Source organism: Vibrio sonorensis (assembly GCF_001854765.1).
Classification (GTDB): Bacteria; Pseudomonadota; Gammaproteobacteria; order Enterobacterales; family Vibrionaceae; genus Vibrio; species Vibrio sonorensis.
The window spans coordinates 1-20,384 of record NZ_LJJE01000095.1; the positions used below are offsets into that span (position 1 = coordinate 1).

The window sequence follows — 20,384 nt, forward strand, 5'->3', positions numbered from 1 at the left end:
CGAGTCTGGATGGTAGTATTTACCAAACTCTTCGAAGATATAGGCATGAATATCAGCGCCAGTTAACCTGCCCCCGGATGAATCCTCTGCTCGATTCTTTATGTATAGGCTTAATTGCTCACGTTGTTGAGGGTTAAGAAAGGCAGGCCGACCTGTTCTTGGTTTTTCTTGCAGCCCTTCAAGTCCTTCCTCAAGGAACGTTTGTACCCATCTGTTCACACTGGTTCTACTGACTTTAAGGAACTTGGCGATTTGGGTGCGAGAGTGACCATCTTTAAAGTGGGCCAATGCGAGTAATCGCATCTTCATCTGGATAGATTTTTGTTGGCTAGCGAGCTTTTTAAAGTCAATGTTATCGAGGCTGTCCATAGCATCCGTTTTCACAAGAAAGTAACAGCCTCAATTAGATCATATTTTTACTTAGATTGGTATTAGTTCAGTTGGTTAGGCTATGTTTAAAGGAATGTGGCCTATATGAATACCGTGTAGAGTCTTACAACGACCCTGCATACAGCATGCTAGTCACTTAGCTTTACAATGGTTTATTTTCTTCTGACTGCTCTGCTTGTTTCGCTTTCTCTATCATAGGAGTAATCGTAGAGCCTTGAACAAGTATAGAGAAGACGACTACTGAGTAAGTCATTACCAAAACGATCTCTTTTACGTCAATAAGTTTGTCTTGTATAACCCATACTCCAGAGGGAACCGATAACGCCATTGCTAAAGCAAGCCCACCACGTAAACCGCCCCAAGTAAGAATGTTAACCGACCAAGGGTTGTAACTTCTAAATCGTTTAAATCCCATATAAGAAATGCGAACGCTGACGTATCTTGATGTTAGTACTAGAGGTATTGAAAAAGCCATGAGTAGCCAGTCTTCCTTGTGAAATTCGAATAGGAGCATCGACATACCAATTAACAAAAACAATACACCGTTCAAAAATTCATCGACCAGTTCCCAAAAGTGGTCTAGATGTGTTTCGCTTTCTTTGGAGAAACCAACAAAACGGGTCCAGTTTCCGATCATTATTCCTGATACCACCATGGCAAGAGGGCCAGACACGTGAATGATGTCAGCAAATGCGTACCCTGCAGTGGGGACGCCAATGGTAAGAAGTAATTCCATTGAGTGGTCATCAGTAGAACTGATTAGGTAGTGAGAAAGTAGCCCCAATACAAAGCCATATACGATACCCCCTATGGCTTCTTGTACAAATAGTAAGGAAACACTTCCTACTGTTGGCGTTTCAGAGCTGAAGGCGATGGTGAAGAGCGTTACGAATATAACCAAGCCAAAACCGTCGTTAAAAAGGGACTCTCCTTCTATCTGAGTTGAAATACGTTTTGGCGCGTTGAGTTTTTTTACTATCGCCAATACAGCGATTGGATCGGTTGGCGAAATCAATGCGCCAAATAGTAGACAATAAATTAGTTCAAACGGTATTTGGATTAACTGACAGAACCCGTAGAGAGCAAAGCCGATAAAAAAGGTCGAGAGCAGTGTAGCTCCAAGTGCTAGTACGGTTATTTCCCATTTTTGATCTTTTAAATTAGGTAGTTTGATGCCCAACCCTCCGGCAAATAGCAAAAAACCGAGGATACCTTTTAGAAGAAAGTCTTCGAAATCGATACTAGCAACGGTTTCTGCTGCGAGATGGTTAAGGGAAAACCAGCCATTTTGGCCAGCCACTAAAATGAGTAGCGAGAGTGACATCGATCCTGCTGTTATCGCTATTGTCGTTTGCATTTTTACTATCTTGCTGTTGATAAAAGCAATTAGCATGGCGGCTGCTGACAGAAAGCAAAGCGTGTGATAAATGGACATCATTCTTCTCATTTGTAACAGGATGTAAATGAATTGTCATGTTTAACTGATGAAACTTCAATCTATTTTTCGTTATTACTTTGTCAGAATTAGGCTTAATAATTAGTTTTGTGATTGTACATTTAGACGTCTAGACTCCTGCTGGATCTGTGGTAGGATGGGCGGATTATAAAAGGAATGAGGCTGTACTGTGGGAAGCAATGTAAGACAACAGATAGAAGCGCACTTAAAGCAAAGAATAATGCTGATTGATGGTGGTATGGGTACCATGATTCAGGATTACAAGCTTGAAGAAAATGACTATCGCGGTGAGCGTTTTGGTGATTGGCACTGTGACGTAAAAGGTAATAATGACCTTTTGGTTCTTACTCAGCCTCAACTGATCAAGAATATTCACTTAGAGTACCTAGAAGCTGGTGCTGATATCCTTGAAACTAATACCTTTAATGCAACAACCATCGCTATGGCTGACTATGATATGGAAAGCCTTAGTGAGGAAATTAACTTTGTCGCGGCTAAGTTAGCGCGTGAAGCCGCTGATGAATGGACTGCAAAAACGCCGCAAAAGCCGAGGTTCGTTGCAGGTGTTTTAGGCCCAACAAACCGTACTTGTTCTATTTCTCCTGATGTAAATGATCCCGGCTATCGAAATGTCAGCTTTGATGATCTCGTCGTAGCATACTCCGAATCTACTCGTGCTTTGATCAAGGGCGGCTCTGATCTCATTTTGATCGAAACCATCTTTGATACTCTCAATGCTAAGGCTTGTGCGTTTGCTGTAGAAAGCGTATTTGAGGAGATTGGTTACTCTCTGCCGGTGATGATCTCAGGTACTATTACAGATGCGTCGGGCCGAACTCTTTCAGGTCAAACAACTGAAGCCTTTTACAACTCATTGCGCCATGTGCGTCCAATTTCTTTTGGTTTAAACTGTGCATTAGGACCGGATGAACTTCGTCCGTATGTTGAAGAGTTGTCTCGTATCAGTGAAACTTTCGTATCAACCCACCCGAATGCTGGTCTTCCTAATGCTTTTGGTGAATACGATTTATCCCCAGAAGATATGGCCGAACATGTTGCTGAATGGGCGAATAGTGGCTTCTTAAACTTGATTGGTGGGTGTTGTGGTACGACACCCGAACACATCCGTCAAATGGCGAACGCGGTAGATGGGGTAACGCCAAGGGCAATTCCTGATTTGACTGTAGCTTGTCGACTTTCTGGTCTTGAACCTCTTACCATAGAAAAAGAAACTCTATTTGTTAACGTTGGTGAACGTACTAACGTGACGGGTTCCGCGAGATTTAAGCGCCTGATTAAAGAAGAGCTGTATGATGAAGCGCTTGAGGTAGCAAGACAACAGGTTGAAAACGGTGCTCAAATCATCGACATCAATATGGATGAGGGGATGCTTGATGCCGAGGCCTGTATTGTTCGCTTCTTAAATCTTTGTGCCTCTGAGCCGGAAATATCTAAAGTTCCAGTTATGGTCGACTCTTCTAAATGGGAAGTGATTGAAGCAGGGCTTAAGTGTATTCAAGGCAAGGGCATCGTTAACTCTATCTCTCTAAAAGAAGGTAAAGAGAAGTTTGTCGAGCAAGCTAAACTCGTTCGCAAGTACGGTGCAGCAGTTATCGTTATGGCCTTCGATGAGGTGGGCCAAGCGGAGACTCGCGAGCGCAAATTGGAGATCTGTACCAACGCTTATCGCATCCTAGTCGACGAGGTTGGTTTCCCACCTGAAGATATTATCTTTGACCCGAATATTTTTGCTGTTGCAACGGGTATTGAAGAGCACAATAACTATGCCGTTGACTTTATAGAAGCGGTTGCGGATATCAAACGAGATTTACCTCATGCCATGATTTCAGGTGGTGTATCTAACGTATCTTTCTCATTCCGCGGTAACAACTACGTACGTGAAGCGATTCACGCTGTGTTCCTATATCACTGTTTCAAAAATGGAATGGATATGGGTATCGTTAACGCTGGTCAGTTGGAGATCTATGACAACGTACCAGAGAAATTACGCCATGCAGTTGAAGACGTGGTACTGAACCGTCGTGATGATGCAACGGAACTACTGTTAGATATAGCGGAAGAGTACCGTGAAAATGCGGTAGGTAAAGAAGAGGATGCTTCGGCTCTTGAATGGCGTACTTGGGATGTGGCCAAGCGTTTAGAGCATGCTCTGGTCAAAGGTATTACCGAGTTTATTACTGAGGATACTGAAGAGGCGAGATCGCAAGCTTCGAAGCCGTTAGAGGTGATTGAAGGCCCACTGATGGCAGGCATGAACGTTGTTGGGGACTTGTTTGGTGAAGGTAAGATGTTCTTGCCTCAGGTGGTTAAATCCGCTCGTGTAATGAAACAGGCCGTGGGTTATCTAGAACCTTACATTAATGCCGAGAAACAAGCGGGTACTTCTAACGGTAAAATCCTATTAGCGACAGTAAAAGGTGATGTTCACGATATCGGCAAAAACATTGTGGGCGTTGTTCTTCAATGTAACAACTATGAGATCATTGACCTTGGTGTAATGGTGCCTTGTGAGCAGATTTTAAAGGTGGCCAGAGAAGAGAACGTCGATATTATTGGTCTATCTGGCCTAATTACACCATCCTTGGATGAAATGGTTCATGTTGCCAAGGAGATGGAGCGTTTAGGTTTTGATCTTCCGTTACTAATTGGTGGTGCTACGACCTCAAAAGCGCATACCGCAGTTAAGATTGAGCAGAACTACAAACATCCAGTGGTCTATGTAAACAATGCTTCCCGCGCTGTAGGTGTTTGTACTTCATTACTTTCTGATGCGTTACGACCTGAATTTGTCGAGAAACTGGATGCTGATTATGTGCGTGTACGCGACCAGCACAATCGCAAGAAACCTCGAACCAAGCCAGTAACTTTGCAAAAAGCACGGGATAATCGCGTGGCTATCGATTGGGAAAATTACACACCACCAGTTCCTGCGAAACCGGGTGTACACGTATTTGACGATTTTGATGTCTCTGTACTTCGCAATTATATTGACTGGACCCCATTCTTTATGACTTGGTCATTGGTAGGTAAGTATCCTGCGATTTTGAAGCATGAAGAAGTCGGTGAAGAAGCACAAAGACTATTTAAAGATGCTAATGACCTATTAGATCGAGTGGAAAAAGAAGGCTTGCTGAAAGCTCGTGGTATGTGTGCACTGTTCCCAGCAGCAAGCATAGGCGATGATATTGAAGTTTATACCGATGAATCTCGTACTGAGGTTTCAAAGGTACTCTACAACTTGCGTCAGCAAACCGAGAAGCCTAAAGGCTTCAACTACTGTTTATCAGACTATATCGCACCAAAGTCGAGTGGTAAGAAAGATTGGGTTGGTGCGTTTGCTGTCACTGGAGGTATTGGAGAGCGCGAGTTGGCTGACGAGTACAAAGCCAAAGGTGACGATTACAATGCGATTATGATTCAGGCGGTCGCTGACCGTTTAGCAGAAGCTTTTGCAGAATACCTACACGAACGAGTTCGCAAAGAGATTTGGGGTTACTCGGCTGATGAAGACCTGAGCAACGATGATCTTATTCGCGAAAAGTATCAAGGGATTCGACCAGCACCAGGCTACCCAGCTTGTCCTGAGCATACAGAGAAGGGCTCGTTATGGGAGTTGTTGAAAGTTGAAGAGACGATAGATATGTCTTTGACTACGAGCTATGCAATGTGGCCAGGGGCGTCAGTATCTGGATGGTACTTCTCTCACCCTGATTCTCGTTATTTCGCTATTGCGCAGATCCAAAAAGATCAGGCCGAGGATTATGCAGAGCGAAAAGGCTGGGATATGCTTGAAGCTGAGAAATGGTTGGGACCTAACCTTAAGTAATAAAAAAGTCTGGCTAAGCCAGACTTTTTTATTACTAGGAAATCATTATCGTGGCCAATCCTAAAAAGACGGATAGGCCGATTACGTCGGTAACGGTTGTCAGAGCCATCCCACCAGCCAATGCAGGGTCTATCTTCATTTTCTTGAGGAGAATAGGGATGGTGACACCAGCTATACCTGCTACTAGCAAATTGGTGAGCATCGCTGCTGAGATGATCCCCCCAAGCATCCAGTCACTTTTCCAAGCGACGACGATACCACCGATGATAAGAGCCCATAGAATACCGTTGAGCAAACCAATTAGGCCTTCTTTGATAAGGAGTTCACGTTTGTTGGCGTCACCGATATGGCCTAACGCTAGGCCTCTGATGACAAGTGCAACGGTTTGGTTACCAGCTACGCCTCCCATCGATGGAACGATAGTCATGAGTACTGCAATTGCAGCCATTTGATCTAAGGTGGCTTCGAACATATTCGACACCGATGCGGCTGCCAGAGCGGCCAATACATTAGCGCCTAGCCAAATACTACGCTTTCTTGCGGACTTAACCACTGGAGCAAAGGTATCTTCGTCATCGTCCATACCCGCCATACTCATCATGGAGTGCTCTGCGTCTTCACGGATAACGTCGACGACATCATCGATCGTAATACGACCTACTAAGTGCTGGTCTTCATCTATAATGGGTGCAGAAACCCAGTTGCGACGCTCGAACAGACTGGCGACATCCGTGGCACTGGTATCAACGGCAATGGCATCGTCTGCGTCATCCATAATGTCACTGACTCTAGTGTCGGGTTGGCTTGTTAGCAGGGTGGTAATGGCTAACTCACCGATAAGGTGGCTATCATCATCGATAACATATAGTGCATCGGTCGCGTCTGGCAGCTCTCCTTTCATCCGCAAATAGCGAAGCACAACATCCACATCAACGTCAGCACGAATAGTGATAACGTCGGTGTTCATCAAACTACCGGCAGTGTCTTCTGGATAAGAAAGGGCTGTTTCGACACGTAGACGGTCCGCAATGTCCATTTGGGAAAGAACTTCACGTGACACGTCATCAGGTAAACTACGGAGAACGTAGGCGACATCATCGGTGTCCATGCCTTCAGTCGCTTCGGCGATGGATTCAGGCGCCATTTTAGAGACTAGGTCATCTTTAACATCCTCATTTAGTTCGTCGAGGATCTCACCGTAGTCTTCAGGATCGGTTAGCTGCCATAAAACATCACGGCTTTTGCGCGGTGACGCTTCCAGAAGATGTGCGATATCTTCTGGTTCCATATCTTGCAGTTGGCGGCGGACGTGAACAAAACGTCCATTTTCCAAAGCTTCAGTTACTTCTTGGAGGGCTTGGTGAGCTTGATCGAATTCTATTTGCTCGGCCATCTTTTCCCCCTTATTTCTACTTTCTCACAATGTATTGAATAGTAACTTAATTTTACACGGTGTTTAATAAGTTAATGTGAAAGGGAAGAGATTAAATGAGAAAGCTCGGATTTTGGTAGCCAAGTGGGCTAGGGTCAGCAGTGTAAAACAGTTAGTCTTCTTCTTCGAATTTGTCTTCAATTAGATGGCATACCGCTTCCAAAGCCGCGGCAGCATCACTGCCTTCTGCGCTGATAGTGACGTATTCACCTTGGGCAGATTCAAGCATTAGCAAACCCATTACGCTATCTGCAGTGGCTTCTTTACCATCGTCATTTTGTACGCTGAGTACCGCTTCATAGGACTGAGCAAGCTCGACTAACTTTACAGCAGCTCGTGCGTGAAGACCTAAACGATTTTGTATAAGAACCGTGCGGCTTTGCTGTTGCATCTCTACTCCTTATTGCCCTTCTCAAGCGAGGTATGACGAATCTGCACTTGATGACCTAACGCAGAAAAGTATTCACCAATTTGCTGGGTAAGGTATACAGAGCGGTGTTTACCCCCAGTACAGCCAATGGCCACTGTCAGGTAACTTCGATTGTTTTTTTCTAGCATAGGTAGCCAGTTTTCAATAAAGGCTTCAATCTGGTGTTTGAGTTCAATCACTTCTGAGTGTTTTTCTAAAAAGTGTTTGATTGGTGCATCTAAGCCGGTCATTGGGCGTAGATCCGGTTCCCAATGAGGGTTGGGCAAAAAGCGGACATCGAAAACATAATCGGCATCACTTGGTAGGCCATACTTGAATCCAAAAGACTGGAACACCATCACTAAGTCTTTGCGCTCACGTCCTTCGACGCGCATTCTCACCGTTTCACTGAGCTCGTGCAGAGACTGGTTACTGCTATCTAAAACGAGATCGGCATGTTCTTTTAGCGGAGACAGGACAGATTTCTCTCGTTCAATTGCCTGCTCTAATGAAGGTTTATCGTCGGCAAGTGACAAGGGATGTATTCGTCGAGTTTCGCTGTAACGTTTAAGTAGCGTTTCCTTGTTTGCATCTAGAAACAGAACACTGACATCGGTGCCTTGTTTTAATTGCTGAAGTACATCTTCTACCAGTGATGGTTCTTTGGGGAGGTTGCGTATATCAATACTGACGGCGACGTTTTGCTTACTGCCTTTTACTGAGGTAACAAAAGCGGTTAATAGGTTAACCGGTAAGTTATCAACGCAGTAATAACCCAAGTCTTCGAGCACTCGTAAGGCGATACTTTTACCCGCTCCAGATTGCCCACTTACTACTATTAATCGCATAACTTGGCTTACCGGTTGATCATGATGTCATAAAGCTCTTGATCACTTTGAGCTTTGCGAAGTTGTTTCGTGACTTGTTTGTCGTTAAGACACTCCGCCATTTTGGATAGTGTTTTTAGGTGTTCTTTACACTGTGCGTCTGGGACAAGGAGGGCGAATAGAAGGTCTACAGGGCGGTTATCTATAGCATCAAATTCGATTGGCGTTTCACATTGCAGGAAGACTGCAACGGCTTTATCACTGTGGTGCATACGAGCGTGAGGAATAGCAATACCATTGCCAATACCTGTACTCCCCATTTTTTCTCTACTCAGCATACACTCGAATAATTCAGTCGAGTTTTGGCCTGTGTGTTCAGCGACAATTTCGCTGATCATTTCTAACGCTCGTTTTTTGCTAGTACATTGACTGCACTTTTTGTGCAGTCCAATGTGAGTATTTCGCTTAATTGCATGGTTAATGATTACTTAACTTTTCTTTGTGCTTATTGAGTTGTCTGACGAGTTTGTCCACTAGTCCATCGATAGCGGCATACATGTTTTCCTCATCGGCGGAGGCGTGTATCTCGCCTTGATTAATGTGAAGGGTAGCTTCTGCGATATGTTGGAGTTTTTCTACTTTGAGTACCACATGAACATTATTGATGTGGTCAAAAAATCGCTCAAGTTTATCGAACTTAGAGTTTACGTAGTCTTGCATTGAATCGGTTAGATCAACGTGGTGGCCTTTAATATTGATTTGCATAGACTTTCCTTCTCGGTTGTTGGCCTTATAACAGGCGTTTGCGCTGACTTGAAGGGGCGATGCCTAATGACTCTCGATACTTGGCGATGGTTCGCCTTGCAACTTGAATCCCTTGGTCAGCCAAAAGTGCTGCAATTTTACTATCACTCAGTGGCTTGGCACTATTTTCGGCTGCGACTAATTTTTTGATTAGTGCGCGAATTGCAGTAGATGAACACTCTCCTCCGTTGTCGGTACTAACATGACTGGAGAAAAAGAACTTCAATTCGAAAATCCCTCTTGGGGTATGCATATACTTTTGAGTTGTGACCCTTGAGATGGTGGACTCATGCATATCGACTGCGAGAGCGACATCATTGAGTACCATAGGTTTCATGGCTTCCTCACCATGCTCAAAAAAGCCTCTTTGGTGCTCAACGATACACTTGGCGACTTTAAGCAAGGTCTCATTTCTGCTTTCAAGACTTTTAATAAGCCATTTGGCTTCTTGTAGATTGGTGCGGATATACTGACTATCTGCACTGTTTCCTTTACCCAAACTTGCGTATTGTTGGTTTACTTTCAATCTTGGCACACTGTCTGTTGATGGTCACAATCCATTTTCCGTGATCTTTAAATACGGAAACATCTGGTATGACATATTCAGCATGTTCACTGGCAATACGACTGCCCGGTCTTGGGTCCAGTTGCTGAATGAGTTTCAGCGTTTCTCTTAATTCTGCTTCTTTGATCTTGGCTTCTTTGATGATCAACTTGTAGTCTCGATTGCCAAGTTGGTCGATATGATTGGTAAGCACTTGCTTAGCTTCTGTAAGCCATGGAGTATCTTCTGGGAAAGTCGCTAATTGAAGAAGGAGGCAATCTTGAAGATTTATCGAGCCAACACCTAGCGGATCAAACTGTTGAATACGCTTTCGTACTGCTTCGATTTCTTCTAATTCTATATCTTCGTGGTCGAAGCTTTCTAGAATTTCGTCAAGAGACAGAGTGAGATACCCATAATCGTCGATGGCATCAATCAAGGCCATTGCAATGGTTCTATCCGTTTCACTGAAAGGCGTGAGATCCAATTGCCAAATTAGGTAATCGTGAAGAGATTCTGTGGTTTCGCCTTGATAAACGGGCGCGTCATCATCGAGTGCAAGTCCGGTACTACCAGTATTTGCACTGTAGACATCGTCCCAAGTCGTGTCCATTTCGAGCTCGGAGCTGATCTCGGATTTCTCTATTAACTCCGAACTGTCAACTACGTCACTTTCACTGGATTCTGCAGAGTCTGCGCTGATTTCTTTAACGTCTTCACTCTTTTTTTCTTCGCTATTGGCTAGTTCTTCGCTCCCCTCTTCAACTTCTAGCAGAGGGTTAGACTCCAGCGCCTCTTGGATTTCCTGTTGCAAATCCAGAGTCGACAATTGCAGCAGACGAATTGCCTGTTGCAACTGAGGGGTCATAGCTAACTGCTGTCCTAGCTTGAGTTGTAATGAGGGTTTCATTCAGTATTACTTGCCTTAATGCTGCAGAATCTTTTCGTTCTTTATTTAATCATAGACGGAATTGTTCACCGAGATAAACTTGTTTTACTTGTTCATTGTTGAGAACTTGTTCCGGTGTTCCTTTAGCGATGAGGTGTCCTTGGCTTACGATATAAGCTTTTTCACACACATCTAACGTCTCGCGAACGTTGTGGTCAGTAATCAAGACTCCCAAACCACGGTCTCTTAAATGTTCGATAATCTTCTTGATATCGATAACAGATATTGGGTCTACACCAGCAAATGGTTCATCGAGTAGTATAAATTGAGGGTTTGCTGCTAAAGCGCGTGCAATCTCTACTCGACGTCGTTCACCACCTGATAGTGCCATACCTGCACTGGAGCGAATGTGCTGTATGTGGAATTCTTCTAATAAATCTTCCAATCGATCTTGGCGTTCTTCTCGGGTTAACTCTTCGCGTGTTTCTAGTACTGCCATAATATTGTCTTCGACAGAGAGTTTTCTAAATATGGACGCTTCTTGAGGCAGGTAACCAATGCCCATTCGAGAACGACTGTGCATAGGTAAAATACTGATATCGGTATCATCAATACTAATCGTGCCTTCATCTCTGGCAACTAACCCTACAATCATATAGAAAGACGTTGTTTTACCTGCACCATTGGGGCCAAGTAGACCAACAATCTGACCTGATTCTACTTCAAGGCTAACGTCAGAAACGACTCTGCGATTTTTATAGCTCTTGGCTAAGTGTTGCGCTTTAAGTAATGCCATAATTATTCTTGAACGGCCTGTGGTTGAAGTACAGTTGATACTCGGTCGCCTTTTTGCTTACCGTCAGCGATGAGTTTTTGAGATGAAATTTTGTAGCGGATTTTTGTTCCACGAATAACGCTGTCATCCTGAGACAACATTGCGTTGTCAATCATTGTGAGTTGATCATCGAGCATTACGTAGTACAGCTCGCGAGCTTCACCATAAAGCGTTTTTCCATCATCGGTGAGCTGAGAAAAGGTGGCTAACTCGCCAAAGCCTTCAATTTCTTGAATGCTGCCATTCTTAGGGTCGCGAGTCACAATGACTTTGTCGGCATTAATGTTAATACTGCCTTGTTTGAGCTTAACATCGCCTTCAAATGTGACTTTGTTACTTTGCATATCTAGGTGCTGACTGTCTGAGTCAATATAAATAGGCTGATCGCGATCAGTAGAAAGCGCAAGCGCTTGACCAGACATTAATAAACAAGCGAACAAACTAAGGTGTGAGAGTTTCATATCTGCCTTGTACATGTTTATAGAGGACGGCGGTATTGTCAGCGAGGTTGCCTTGCATCGCTTGTCCTACGGTTTCAAACTGAGGGCCGACCAACACAACTTGGTTATCAGCCCAAAAATCTCTATTTTCTAATTGGATACTCATCGACTCAGTAGTGAGAGTATCAAAGCCAGAATCTGGTAATAAGTTTTTACCTACCACGTCTTCATAAAGAGTCAAAACCTGCTCTTTATCTAAGACGCCGTGTTTTGCGGTAATTTCCCACTCTTGAGTTGAGCCTCTCGATAGACCTTGAGTACGGGGCTATCAAAAATGGTGTCACCACTGAGAGCATAGTGATCGAGCTCTACTGAAGTAATAACGTAGCTACGTATCCCATCTTCGTTGAAAGACGTATTGACTAGGTCAACACCACTAAACATGGGGAGTTCTTTGTTTGGTTCTACTTGAATGTCGTACTCTTGACCTTTTTCAAGTAGATAGTAACCCGAGACACATACTACGAGAACCGCAACAATGTAGCCAATTCTACTTAGGTTCATCGTCGAAATCCTAATAAATGATGATACATAGTTCTAATAACAGGCTTAATTATTAAGCTACTATATCTTTTTTGCATGTATTTAGTGTTCGCTAATTACCGTTATATAAGTTTCACTTGTATAACCAACACACATTGGTTTTCTTGTGAATTGCTGACAGATTAACACAGTTAAGCCGTTTACATGACTCCTGCTTTTAACAAATCGTGCATATTAAGTGCGCCGACAACCACATTGTTTTCGCACAGCAAAAGCCCATTTATGCTTTTATCCTGCATCAAATTTAACCCTTCAGCAGCGAGTAAATTGGGGTGGGCAACTGTTGGGTTGCGGGTCATCACCTCACCAATGTGTGCATTGTGAATATCTACTCTGTTATCTAGAATCCGACGCAAGTCACCATCAGTAAATATGCCTTCTAACTCATTATTCCGGTTGACTACTGCCGTCATGCCAAGGCCTTTTTCACTTATTTCTATCAATGCATCACGCACTAAGGTATCACTAGTGACCAAGGGTAGTTTACTTCCAGTGTGCATAATGTCTTCTAACTTCAAAAGAAGTTTTCGGCCTAATGCGCCACCAGGATGAGATAAAGCAAAGTCTTCCGCTGTAAAGCCTCTCGCTTGCATTAGTGCTACCGCGATAGCATCACCCATAACTAGCGTAGCGGTGGTACTGGACGTTGGAGCGAGTTCTAATGGGCACGCTTCTTTAGGTACCGTAATTTGAAGGTGAAGGTCAGCAAGCTTGGCCATACTGGAGGTGGGTTTCCCAGTCATGCTAATGATTTTGACGTGGCGCCTTTTTAATGCTGGAAAAAGCGCCAATATCTCTGATGATTCACCAGAATTTGAAATCGCTAGAACCACGTCGTCATTGCCAATCATGCCAAGATCACCGTGTGCAGCCTCTCCAGGATGAACAAAAAATGAGGATGTACCAGTACTGGCGAATGTTGCCGCTATTTTGTTTCCGATATGTCCAGACTTACCCATCCCCATAACGACAACTTTACCCGGATTGTTAAGAAACCATTCACAGGCTGTCGTAAAGTCCTCATTGAGATATTGCTTCAACTGCTCCAATGCTGATATTTCAGTTCGCAGTACGTCTAAAGCAACTTGGCGATAGTCAAACATATAAGTCTCCACTAGGGGTTAGGCTGACATATTCATCAGAAGATAGCCTTGGTAGGCGATAAAGCAGGCAAACAAAAAAGTACCTTCAAAGCGGTTGATACTTCGGGACTTTCCAAGAGCCATAGCCACTAACAAAAGGGAAAGAGCAAGCATTACCCAAAAGTCTCTGCCCATCGCGTATTCACTGAGTACAGAAGGGTTTAAAATGCCAGGGATACCCATCACGGCTAAGATATTAAATACGTTAGAGCCGATGATATTACCAACTGCCATATCGTCTTCGCCTTTTAGAACGCCAGCCAATGAGGCGGCAAGTTCTGGAAGGCTTGTACCGACAGCGATAATCGTCAGTCCGATAACTAAGTCACTCATACCAAATATTTTGGCAATGACGACCGCGTTGTCGACAAGCATGTTTGCGGCAAATGGCAATAGGATCAGTCCAACTACTACCCAAATTCCGGCTTTAGCGTTGCTAACACCTTCTGGTATTTCGGATTCCTGCTCTTCGATAAACGCGTCGCCATTTTTCTTTTCATTGCGACTGATCCGCAACATTGCGAGGATAAATACGGTAAAGAGAACAAACAGAAGAACGCCTTCATAGAATCCTAAATAGCTGTCCCATAACAGTAGGCCTGCTAGTAGTGTGACGCCCATCATTAAAGGAAGTTCACGTCGAAGTACGGGAGAACTAATAGAGAGTGGCTTAATTAAAGCCGTAATACCGAGAATCAGTGCGATATTGGCGATATTCGAGCCGATGACATTTCCAACTGCGGTATCCGTCTTTCCGTCCAGAGCGGCAGTTGCAGAAACCATCATCTCCGGCGCTGATGATCCCATAGCCAATATGGTCATACCGATAACCAGTGGAGAAATGCCCACATTCCTAGCTAGAGCGGCTGCTCCAAACACTAATTTATCGGCACTCCACACCAGCAAAACAAGACCGACAATAAGAAACGCGACCGCTTCAAACATGATGATTCCCAATTATTCAACAACAAAACAATTTAACCGTTAATTTTGACGTGTTGCTCTGCAAATTGAAAGCACAAGATGTAATTAATTACCGCTAAAGACATAATTATTTCTTTACAGTAAGTATGATTGACTCGCATCGACGTTTGAAGTCGCTTAGAATTAATCGAACAGTGCTTTTAATTATTATCTATTGTGCTTATGATTGCCTATTTACATAAGTACATTTGAGCTAGAGTTCTTTATGTCTTGTCAAAACTTGGTGTCAGTGGAAAACCTGACTTTCTCACGCGGAGAAAGGACAATCTTTGATGATGTTAGCCTTCATGTACCCAAAGGGAAGGTAACCGCGATCATGGGGCCTTCAGGGATAGGAAAAACCACGTTGCTTCGATTGATCGGTGGTCAAATAAAACCTGAACAAGGCAAAATTATATTTGATGGCCACAATATCCCTGCGATAAGCCGCTCTTCACTTTATCAACAGCGAAAAAAGATGAGCATGTTGTTCCAATCAGGAGCCTTGTTCACGGATTTAAACGTATTTGATAACGTGGCATTTCCACTGCGAGAGCACACTGAGTTAGATGAATCTTTAATCCGTACTTTGGTGCTTTTAAAGCTTGAAGCCGTTGGACTCAGAGGCGCTGCTCAGTTAATGCCAAGTGAGTTGTCTGGTGGTATGGCAAGGCGTGCGGCTTTAGCAAGAGCAATCGCTCTTGATCCCGAACTTATCATGTACGATGAACCTTTTGTTGGCCAAGACCCCATTACTATGGGGGGTTTAGTCGAACTTATTGGCAATCTAAATCGCGCACTGGGAGTGACCTCTATAGTGGTCTCACATGACGTACCTGAGGTTATGAGTATTGCCGATTGGGTATATATCCTTGCAAATGGAAAGATCATCGCCAAAGGCACGCCACAGCAATTACGAGAGAATGATGATCCGCGAGTGAAACAGTTTTTGCTTGGTGAGTCCGATGGACCTGTTCCTTTCCGGTTTCCCGCGCAGTCACTAGAGAAGGAGCTGTTTTTATAATGTTTTCAGTTGCTCAATCAGTTGCCGCCATAGGCAGGCGAGCAATGTCGGTATGTGAAGGGTTTGGTCGAGCGAGCTTTATGCTTGCTGGTGCTATTTTTACCCGCCCTAAGCCACTGCAAAATTTACCTCTTTTGGTTAAGCAGCTTTACAGTGTGGGTGTACAGTCTCTTGTGATTATCGTGTTATCAGGCTTGTTTATTGGCATGGTATTAAGTCTTCAAGGGTATGTCATTTTAGTCGATTTTGGCGCGGAAGGGGCATTAGGACAAATGGTAGCCCTTTCTCTTCTTCGAGAATTGGGTCCAGTTGTGACAGCCTTGTTATTTGCAGGTCGAGCAGGATCAGCTCTTACTGCCGAAATCGGGTTAATGAAGGCCACTGAACAGTTGTCTAGTATGGAAATGATGGCCGTTGACCCATTAAAAAGAGTCATTGCTCCACGATTTTGGGCTGGGGTGATCTCAATGCCTCTGTTAGCCATGATTTTTATGGCGGTAGGAATATGGGGTGGACAGCTTGTTGGTGTCGACTGGAAAGGGATCGACCATGGAAGCTTTTGGGCCACGATGCAAGCTTCTGTAGAGCTGGGACAAGATATCGGCAATAGCATGATTAAGTCATTAGTCTTTGCTATCGCCGTTACTTGGATTGCTCTATTTAACGGTTATGATGCAATCCCTACATCTGAAGGGATTAGCAAGGCAACGACGCGTACTGTAGTACATTCGTCGTTGGCCATATTGGGATTAGATTTTGTACTAACCGCATTGATGTTTGGGAATTAATCATGCAACAGACAAAAAAGACAGAATTATGGGTTGGTAGCTTCGTTTTAGCTGGGATTGTCGCGATTTTAGTGATGATTTTTCAAGTTGCTGACGTAAAAGGATTGGGTTCGAGTGAAACTTATACTTTACATGCAGAGTTCGACAATATAGGAACTTTGAAGGTGCGTTCACCGGTTAAAGTAGGTGGTGTACTGGTTGGTAGAGTTTCTGGGATCAGCTTAAATACGGAATCTCTGTTGCCAGTGGTATCCTTGGCTATCAACAGCAAATATCGACAGTTTCCGGAAACATCTAGCGTGCAAATCCTGACATCTGGCCTGATTGGCGAGCAATATATAGGGTTAACCCCCGGCTTTGTTTTTGATGATGAAGCCATGCTGGTGGATGGTGACTACATTGAAGATACAAAGTCAGCGTTGGTGCTTGAAGACTTGATTGGTCAGGTACTTTACAGCGTTGGCGGCACAGACAATGAATCAGAGGAATAGGGAATGTTAAAAAAGTTAGTCTTAACCCTCTTTGTACTATTTTGGCCAGCGTCACTAGTCGCAGAGCCTATCGATAAAACGCAGCCATACGAGATGATGAAAGTTGTTTCGGAGCAAGCGTTTGAGCGCTTGAAGTCAGAACAGGATCAAGTTAGAGAAAATCCAGATTACTTGAAGCAGATTGTCGAAGAAGAGTTGATGCCATATGTCAACGATAAATATGCAGCATTAAAGCTTCTTGGTCCCCATGCAAAGAAGTCTAAACGCGAAGATGTCATTGAATTTATTAATGCGTTTCATGGTTATTTGATCACTTCATATGCTCAGGTACTGACTCAGTATTCAGATCAAACAATTGAATTTGGGCCGGAACCAAAGCTCGATCCCAAAAAGCGCATCACTTCAATTCGTGTCGATATTGTTGATCCCGCGCGACCAAGCATAAAGCTTGAGTTTAAACTTCGCCGTGAGAAAAATGGGGATTGGTACGCTTTTGATATGATAGCAGAAGGAGTGAGTTTACTTTCTAGCAAACAATCAGAATGGAGCGGAAAGCTTCGCCAAGAGGGCGTGCTTGCGGTGGCTAAAGAGTTAGAAACGCTAGCAAAAAATCCCGTCCGTTTTGAAAGTGAGGTCCAATGAGTCATCCCCAGTGGCAACAGTCTTGTGATGAAAAGGCCCAAATATTAGGGGAGCTTAGTCGAGAGACGGTACCTGCATTGTGGAACATGCTCAAGGCGTGGAAGTCTAATACTTCCCAATTTGAGCTCTCTTTAGAATATGTGGATCGTATCGACTCTTCTGGAATGGTGATGCTAATCCACTTAATAGAGAATGCAAAAAATCAAAACTGTCATATAATGCTCAGTTTCGTGCCAGAGCAATTAACAACATTGTTCCAATTGAGTAATGTTGAAGCACTAGTGGCCGAGCATGTAAAGAATAAACAGGGGTAAGTCGTGGATAGCGCAAAAGTACAACAGATTTTAGAAGAAGCTCTTCAACTCGAAGAACTGCATGTCAAGGGTGAAGGAAGCCACTATGAAGTGGTTGCTGTTGATGCTTGTTTCGAAGGAATGAACCGCGTTAAGAAGCAACAGTTAATTTACAGCCCTTTAATGGAGTATATTCAACGCAATGACATTCATGCCGTTTCAATCAAAGCCTACACACCACAAGAATGGGCTCGTGATAAAAAATTGATGTCGCTTTAAGGTTTTATAATGGACAAATTTCGAATTACAGGTTCAGACCAACCACTGGTTGGCGAAGTAACCATTTCAGGTGCTAAAAACGCAGCACTACCTATTTTATTTGCGTCAATTCTTGCTGAAGAGCCTGTTGAAGTTGCCAACGTACCGCATCTTCGTGACATCGATACCACGATGGAACTACTCAAACGTCTAGGTGCTAAAGTAGAACGCAATGGTTCTGTTCATGTTGATGCAAGCGGCATCAATGAATATTGTGCGCCTTATGATCTAGTAAAAACCATGCGAGCATCCATATGGGCGTTAGCGCCTTTGGTAGCGCGTTTTGGTCAAGGGCAAGTGTCACTACCAGGTGGATGTGCAATTGGTGCTCGCCCAGTAGATCTGCATATCTACGGTCTAGAACAGCTAGGAGCGACAATTGAACTAGAAGACGGCTATATCAAAGCGAGTGTAGATGGCCGCCTTAAAGGTGCACATGTAGTAATGGACAAAGTCAGTGTTGGTGCCACTATCACAACGATGTGTGCTGCAGCACTAGCAGAAGGTAAAACCGTGTTGGGTAATGCAGCGCGTGAGCCTGAAGTAATCGATACCGCTGACTTTCTAAATGAACTAGGCGCGAAAATTACAGGTGCGGGTACCGACACTATTACTATCGAAGGCGTAGAACGTTTATCTGGTGGTAAACATAAGATTATCTCAGACCGAATTGAGACAGGAACCTTTCTTGTGGCAGCCGCGGTTTCTGGCGGTAAAGTCGTTTGTCGCAATACCAGCGCTCATTTGTTAGAAGCTGTATTGGCCAAGCTTGAAGAAGCGGGTGCTCTAGTTGAAACTGGAGATGATTGGATTAGTGCTGATATGACCGGGCGCGATTTAAAAGCCGTGTCCATTCGCACTGCACCACACCCAGGGTTTCCGACCGATATGCAAGCACAGTTCTCTTTGCTAAATATGATGGCAAAGGGCGGTGGTGTGATAACTGAAACCATTTTCGAAAACCGCTTTATGCAGGTTCCAGAGCTGATGCGTATGGGAGCCAAAGCTGAAATCGAAGGTAATACCGTAATCTGTGGAGACGTGGACCATCTAAGTGGTGCACAGGTAATGGCTACTGATCTTCGCGCTTCTGCGAGTTTGGTTATTGCCGGCTGTATTGCTCAAGGTGAGACCATAGTTGATCGTATCTACCACATTGATCGCGGTTACGACAAAATTGAAGATAAGCTCTCTAAACTCGGTGTGAAGATTGAGCGAATCAAGTAGAAAGGTTACACTTTCGCCATAAATGTTAGCCGAAACCTAGGTTTCGGCTTTTTTAGCCATGAGCGGCGCAATATGACCGCTATTGGAGAGAAACAATGATTGCTTTATTACGTGTATTTGCTGTTGCAGTATTTGCGATAGTCATGTTTGTATTTGGCTGTGGCTACTGTTTACTTAGCCCACGTAACCCTAAACACGTGTTCACTTTTGGACGCTTGTTTGCCAAGATGTCTAGGATTTTTGGCATCAAATTGGACTTACGGCTTCCCGAAGATGCTTATAAGCGCGGTCAGCACATCTATATCGCTAACCATCAAAACAACTGGGATATGTTTACGGTGTCTTCTGCTGTTACACCAAAAGTCGTAACCGTTGGGAAAAAAAGCTTAGCTTGGTTGCCATTGTTTGGCCAGCTTTACTGGCTCACTGGTAATATCCTTATTGATCGAGCGAATCGAACAAAAGCCAAAGGGACCATTGATCAAGTTGTAGACAGTATGAACAACAGCGATGTGTCTGTATGGATGTTTCCAGAGGGAACACGTTCAAGAGGTCGTGGACTGCTACCGTTTAAGACAGGCGCCTTTCACGCGGCTATCGGTGCTGGTTTGCCTATTATTCCTATCGTTTGTAGCTCTACAGGTGATATTAAACTTAACAGGTGGGATAACGGGCATGTGATTGTTGAAATGCTGCCTCCTGTTTCCATTGAAGGTTATGCTAAAGAAAACGTTCGAGAGCTTGCCAAAGTATGCCGAGAGCAAATGAAAACTAAGTTAGAAGCCTTAGATAGTGAAGTGGCTTTGTTAAACCAAAAGCAAGCAATAAAGAGCTAGAACCTTATTTACCGAAAGCCAGCCTGAGTGCTGGCTTTTTTGTACCTGTAACAAGCTAGATGTCCTTTATAAAAGTAGGAGAGGGTACTATTTAAATGGGCTGGCTATCCTTATGTTCGTCAAAGATAACAAACATAAAAAAGGCCACACCTTGCGATGTGGCCTCTTTTAAAAGTGGACTCCC

The 20,384-nt window shown here is 43.9% G+C and carries 19 protein-coding genes and 3 pseudogenes; 9 read left to right on the plus strand and 13 right to left on the minus strand.

Going from position 1 to position 20,384, the window contains the following annotated elements:
- On the minus strand, positions 1-384 hold a 384-nt coding region (locus BLO31_RS17895; RefSeq protein ID WP_245688521.1), incomplete at its 3' end, for a helix-turn-helix domain-containing protein.
- A 148-nt stretch (positions 385-532) separates the two neighbouring features.
- Entirely contained in the window at positions 533-1,825 is a 1,293-nt protein-coding gene (locus tag BLO31_RS17900) for a cation:proton antiporter (RefSeq protein WP_070969960.1), read from the minus strand.
- 190 nt (positions 1,826-2,015) lie between these two features.
- Between BLO31_RS17900 and metH the strand changes: the two genes are divergently transcribed.
- Positions 2,016-5,693, plus strand: coding sequence for a methionine synthase (gene metH, locus BLO31_RS17905; RefSeq protein ID WP_070969963.1), 3,678 nt, complete (start codon positions 2,016-2,018; stop codon positions 5,691-5,693).
- A 34-nt stretch (positions 5,694-5,727) separates the two neighbouring features.
- Here metH and mgtE read toward each other — a convergent pair whose 3' ends face one another.
- The 11 genes and pseudogenes from mgtE to BLO31_RS17960 all read right to left on the minus strand — a co-directional run bounded on the left by mgtE (position 5,728) and on the right by BLO31_RS17960 (position 14,563).
- A complete protein-coding gene (gene mgtE, locus BLO31_RS17910; RefSeq protein ID WP_070969966.1) occupies positions 5,728-7,086 on the minus strand; it encodes a magnesium transporter in 1,359 nt (452 codons plus the stop codon).
- Between the two features lie 151 nt (positions 7,087-7,237).
- On the minus strand, positions 7,238-7,516 hold the full coding sequence (locus BLO31_RS17915) for an HPr family phosphocarrier protein (protein WP_070969969.1): 279 nt from the start codon (positions 7,514-7,516) through the stop codon (positions 7,238-7,240).
- Positions 7,517-7,518: 2 nt separating this feature from the next.
- A complete protein-coding gene (gene rapZ, locus BLO31_RS17920) occupies positions 7,519-8,382 on the minus strand; it encodes an RNase adapter RapZ (RefSeq protein WP_070969971.1) in 864 nt (287 codons plus the stop codon).
- A gap of 8 nt (positions 8,383-8,390) precedes the next feature.
- Positions 8,391-8,836, minus strand: a pseudogene (gene ptsN / locus BLO31_RS17925) (PTS IIA-like nitrogen regulatory protein PtsN).
- Between the two features lie 2 nt (positions 8,837-8,838).
- Complete coding sequence (gene hpf, locus BLO31_RS17930) at positions 8,839-9,126, minus strand: ribosome hibernation promoting factor (RefSeq protein ID WP_070969974.1); 288 nt, start codon at positions 9,124-9,126, stop codon at positions 8,839-8,841.
- Positions 9,127-9,151: 25 nt separating this feature from the next.
- Positions 9,152-10,619, minus strand: a pseudogene (locus BLO31_RS17935) (RNA polymerase factor sigma-54).
- Positions 10,620-10,668: 49 nt separating this feature from the next.
- Positions 10,669-11,394, minus strand: a complete 726-nt coding sequence (gene lptB, locus BLO31_RS17940) for an LPS export ABC transporter ATP-binding protein (RefSeq protein ID WP_070969977.1) — start codon at positions 11,392-11,394, stop codon at positions 10,669-10,671.
- A gap of 2 nt (positions 11,395-11,396) precedes the next feature.
- On the minus strand, positions 11,397-11,894 hold the full coding sequence (gene lptA / locus BLO31_RS17945) for a lipopolysaccharide transport periplasmic protein LptA (RefSeq protein WP_070969979.1): 498 nt from the start codon (positions 11,892-11,894) through the stop codon (positions 11,397-11,399).
- A pseudogene (gene lptC, locus BLO31_RS17950) lies at positions 11,875-12,437 on the minus strand (LPS export ABC transporter periplasmic protein LptC). The gene lptA and the pseudogene lptC overlap by 20 nt, the downstream one beginning before the upstream one ends.
- Positions 12,438-12,616: 179 nt before the next feature.
- Positions 12,617-13,579, minus strand: coding sequence for a KpsF/GutQ family sugar-phosphate isomerase (locus BLO31_RS17955; protein WP_070969981.1), 963 nt, complete (start codon positions 13,577-13,579; stop codon positions 12,617-12,619).
- 18 nt (positions 13,580-13,597) lie between these two features.
- Positions 13,598-14,563, minus strand: a complete 966-nt coding sequence (locus BLO31_RS17960) for a calcium/sodium antiporter (RefSeq protein WP_070969982.1) — start codon at positions 14,561-14,563, stop codon at positions 13,598-13,600.
- A 244-nt stretch (positions 14,564-14,807) separates the two neighbouring features.
- Here BLO31_RS17960 and mlaF point away from each other — a divergent pair, with 244 nt between their 5' ends.
- From mlaF to BLO31_RS18000, 8 genes are all read left to right on the plus strand, one after another.
- Positions 14,808-15,605, plus strand: coding sequence for a phospholipid ABC transporter ATP-binding protein MlaF (mlaF, locus tag BLO31_RS17965; RefSeq protein WP_070969985.1), 798 nt, complete (start codon positions 14,808-14,810; stop codon positions 15,603-15,605).
- Positions 15,605-16,393 (plus strand): lipid asymmetry maintenance ABC transporter permease subunit MlaE, encoded by a 789-nt coding sequence (mlaE, locus tag BLO31_RS17970; protein WP_070969990.1) that lies wholly within the window; start codon positions 15,605-15,607, stop codon positions 16,391-16,393. The genes mlaF and mlaE overlap by 1 nt, the downstream gene beginning before the upstream one ends.
- 2 nt (positions 16,394-16,395) lie before the next feature.
- A complete protein-coding gene (mlaD, locus tag BLO31_RS17975) occupies positions 16,396-16,884 on the plus strand; it encodes an outer membrane lipid asymmetry maintenance protein MlaD (protein WP_070969993.1) in 489 nt (162 codons plus the stop codon).
- A 3-nt stretch (positions 16,885-16,887) separates the two neighbouring features.
- On the plus strand, positions 16,888-17,526 hold the full coding sequence (locus tag BLO31_RS17980; protein WP_070969995.1) for an MlaC/ttg2D family ABC transporter substrate-binding protein: 639 nt from the start codon (positions 16,888-16,890) through the stop codon (positions 17,524-17,526).
- Entirely contained in the window at positions 17,523-17,840 is a 318-nt protein-coding gene (locus tag BLO31_RS17985) for an STAS domain-containing protein (protein WP_070969998.1), read from the plus strand. The genes BLO31_RS17980 and BLO31_RS17985 overlap by 4 nt, the downstream gene beginning before the upstream one ends.
- A gap of 3 nt (positions 17,841-17,843) precedes the next feature.
- Positions 17,844-18,098, plus strand: coding sequence for a BolA family iron metabolism protein IbaG (gene ibaG / locus BLO31_RS17990; protein WP_070970001.1), 255 nt, complete (start codon positions 17,844-17,846; stop codon positions 18,096-18,098).
- A 9-nt stretch (positions 18,099-18,107) separates the two neighbouring features.
- Positions 18,108-19,364, plus strand: coding sequence for a UDP-N-acetylglucosamine 1-carboxyvinyltransferase (murA, locus tag BLO31_RS17995; protein WP_070970004.1), 1,257 nt, complete (start codon positions 18,108-18,110; stop codon positions 19,362-19,364).
- Positions 19,365-19,459: 95 nt separating this feature from the next.
- Positions 19,460-20,200: a 1-acylglycerol-3-phosphate O-acyltransferase gene (locus tag BLO31_RS18000; protein WP_070970007.1), complete on the plus strand. Its 741-nt coding sequence runs from the start codon at positions 19,460-19,462 to the stop codon at positions 20,198-20,200.
- Positions 20,201-20,384: the final 184 nt, after the last annotated feature.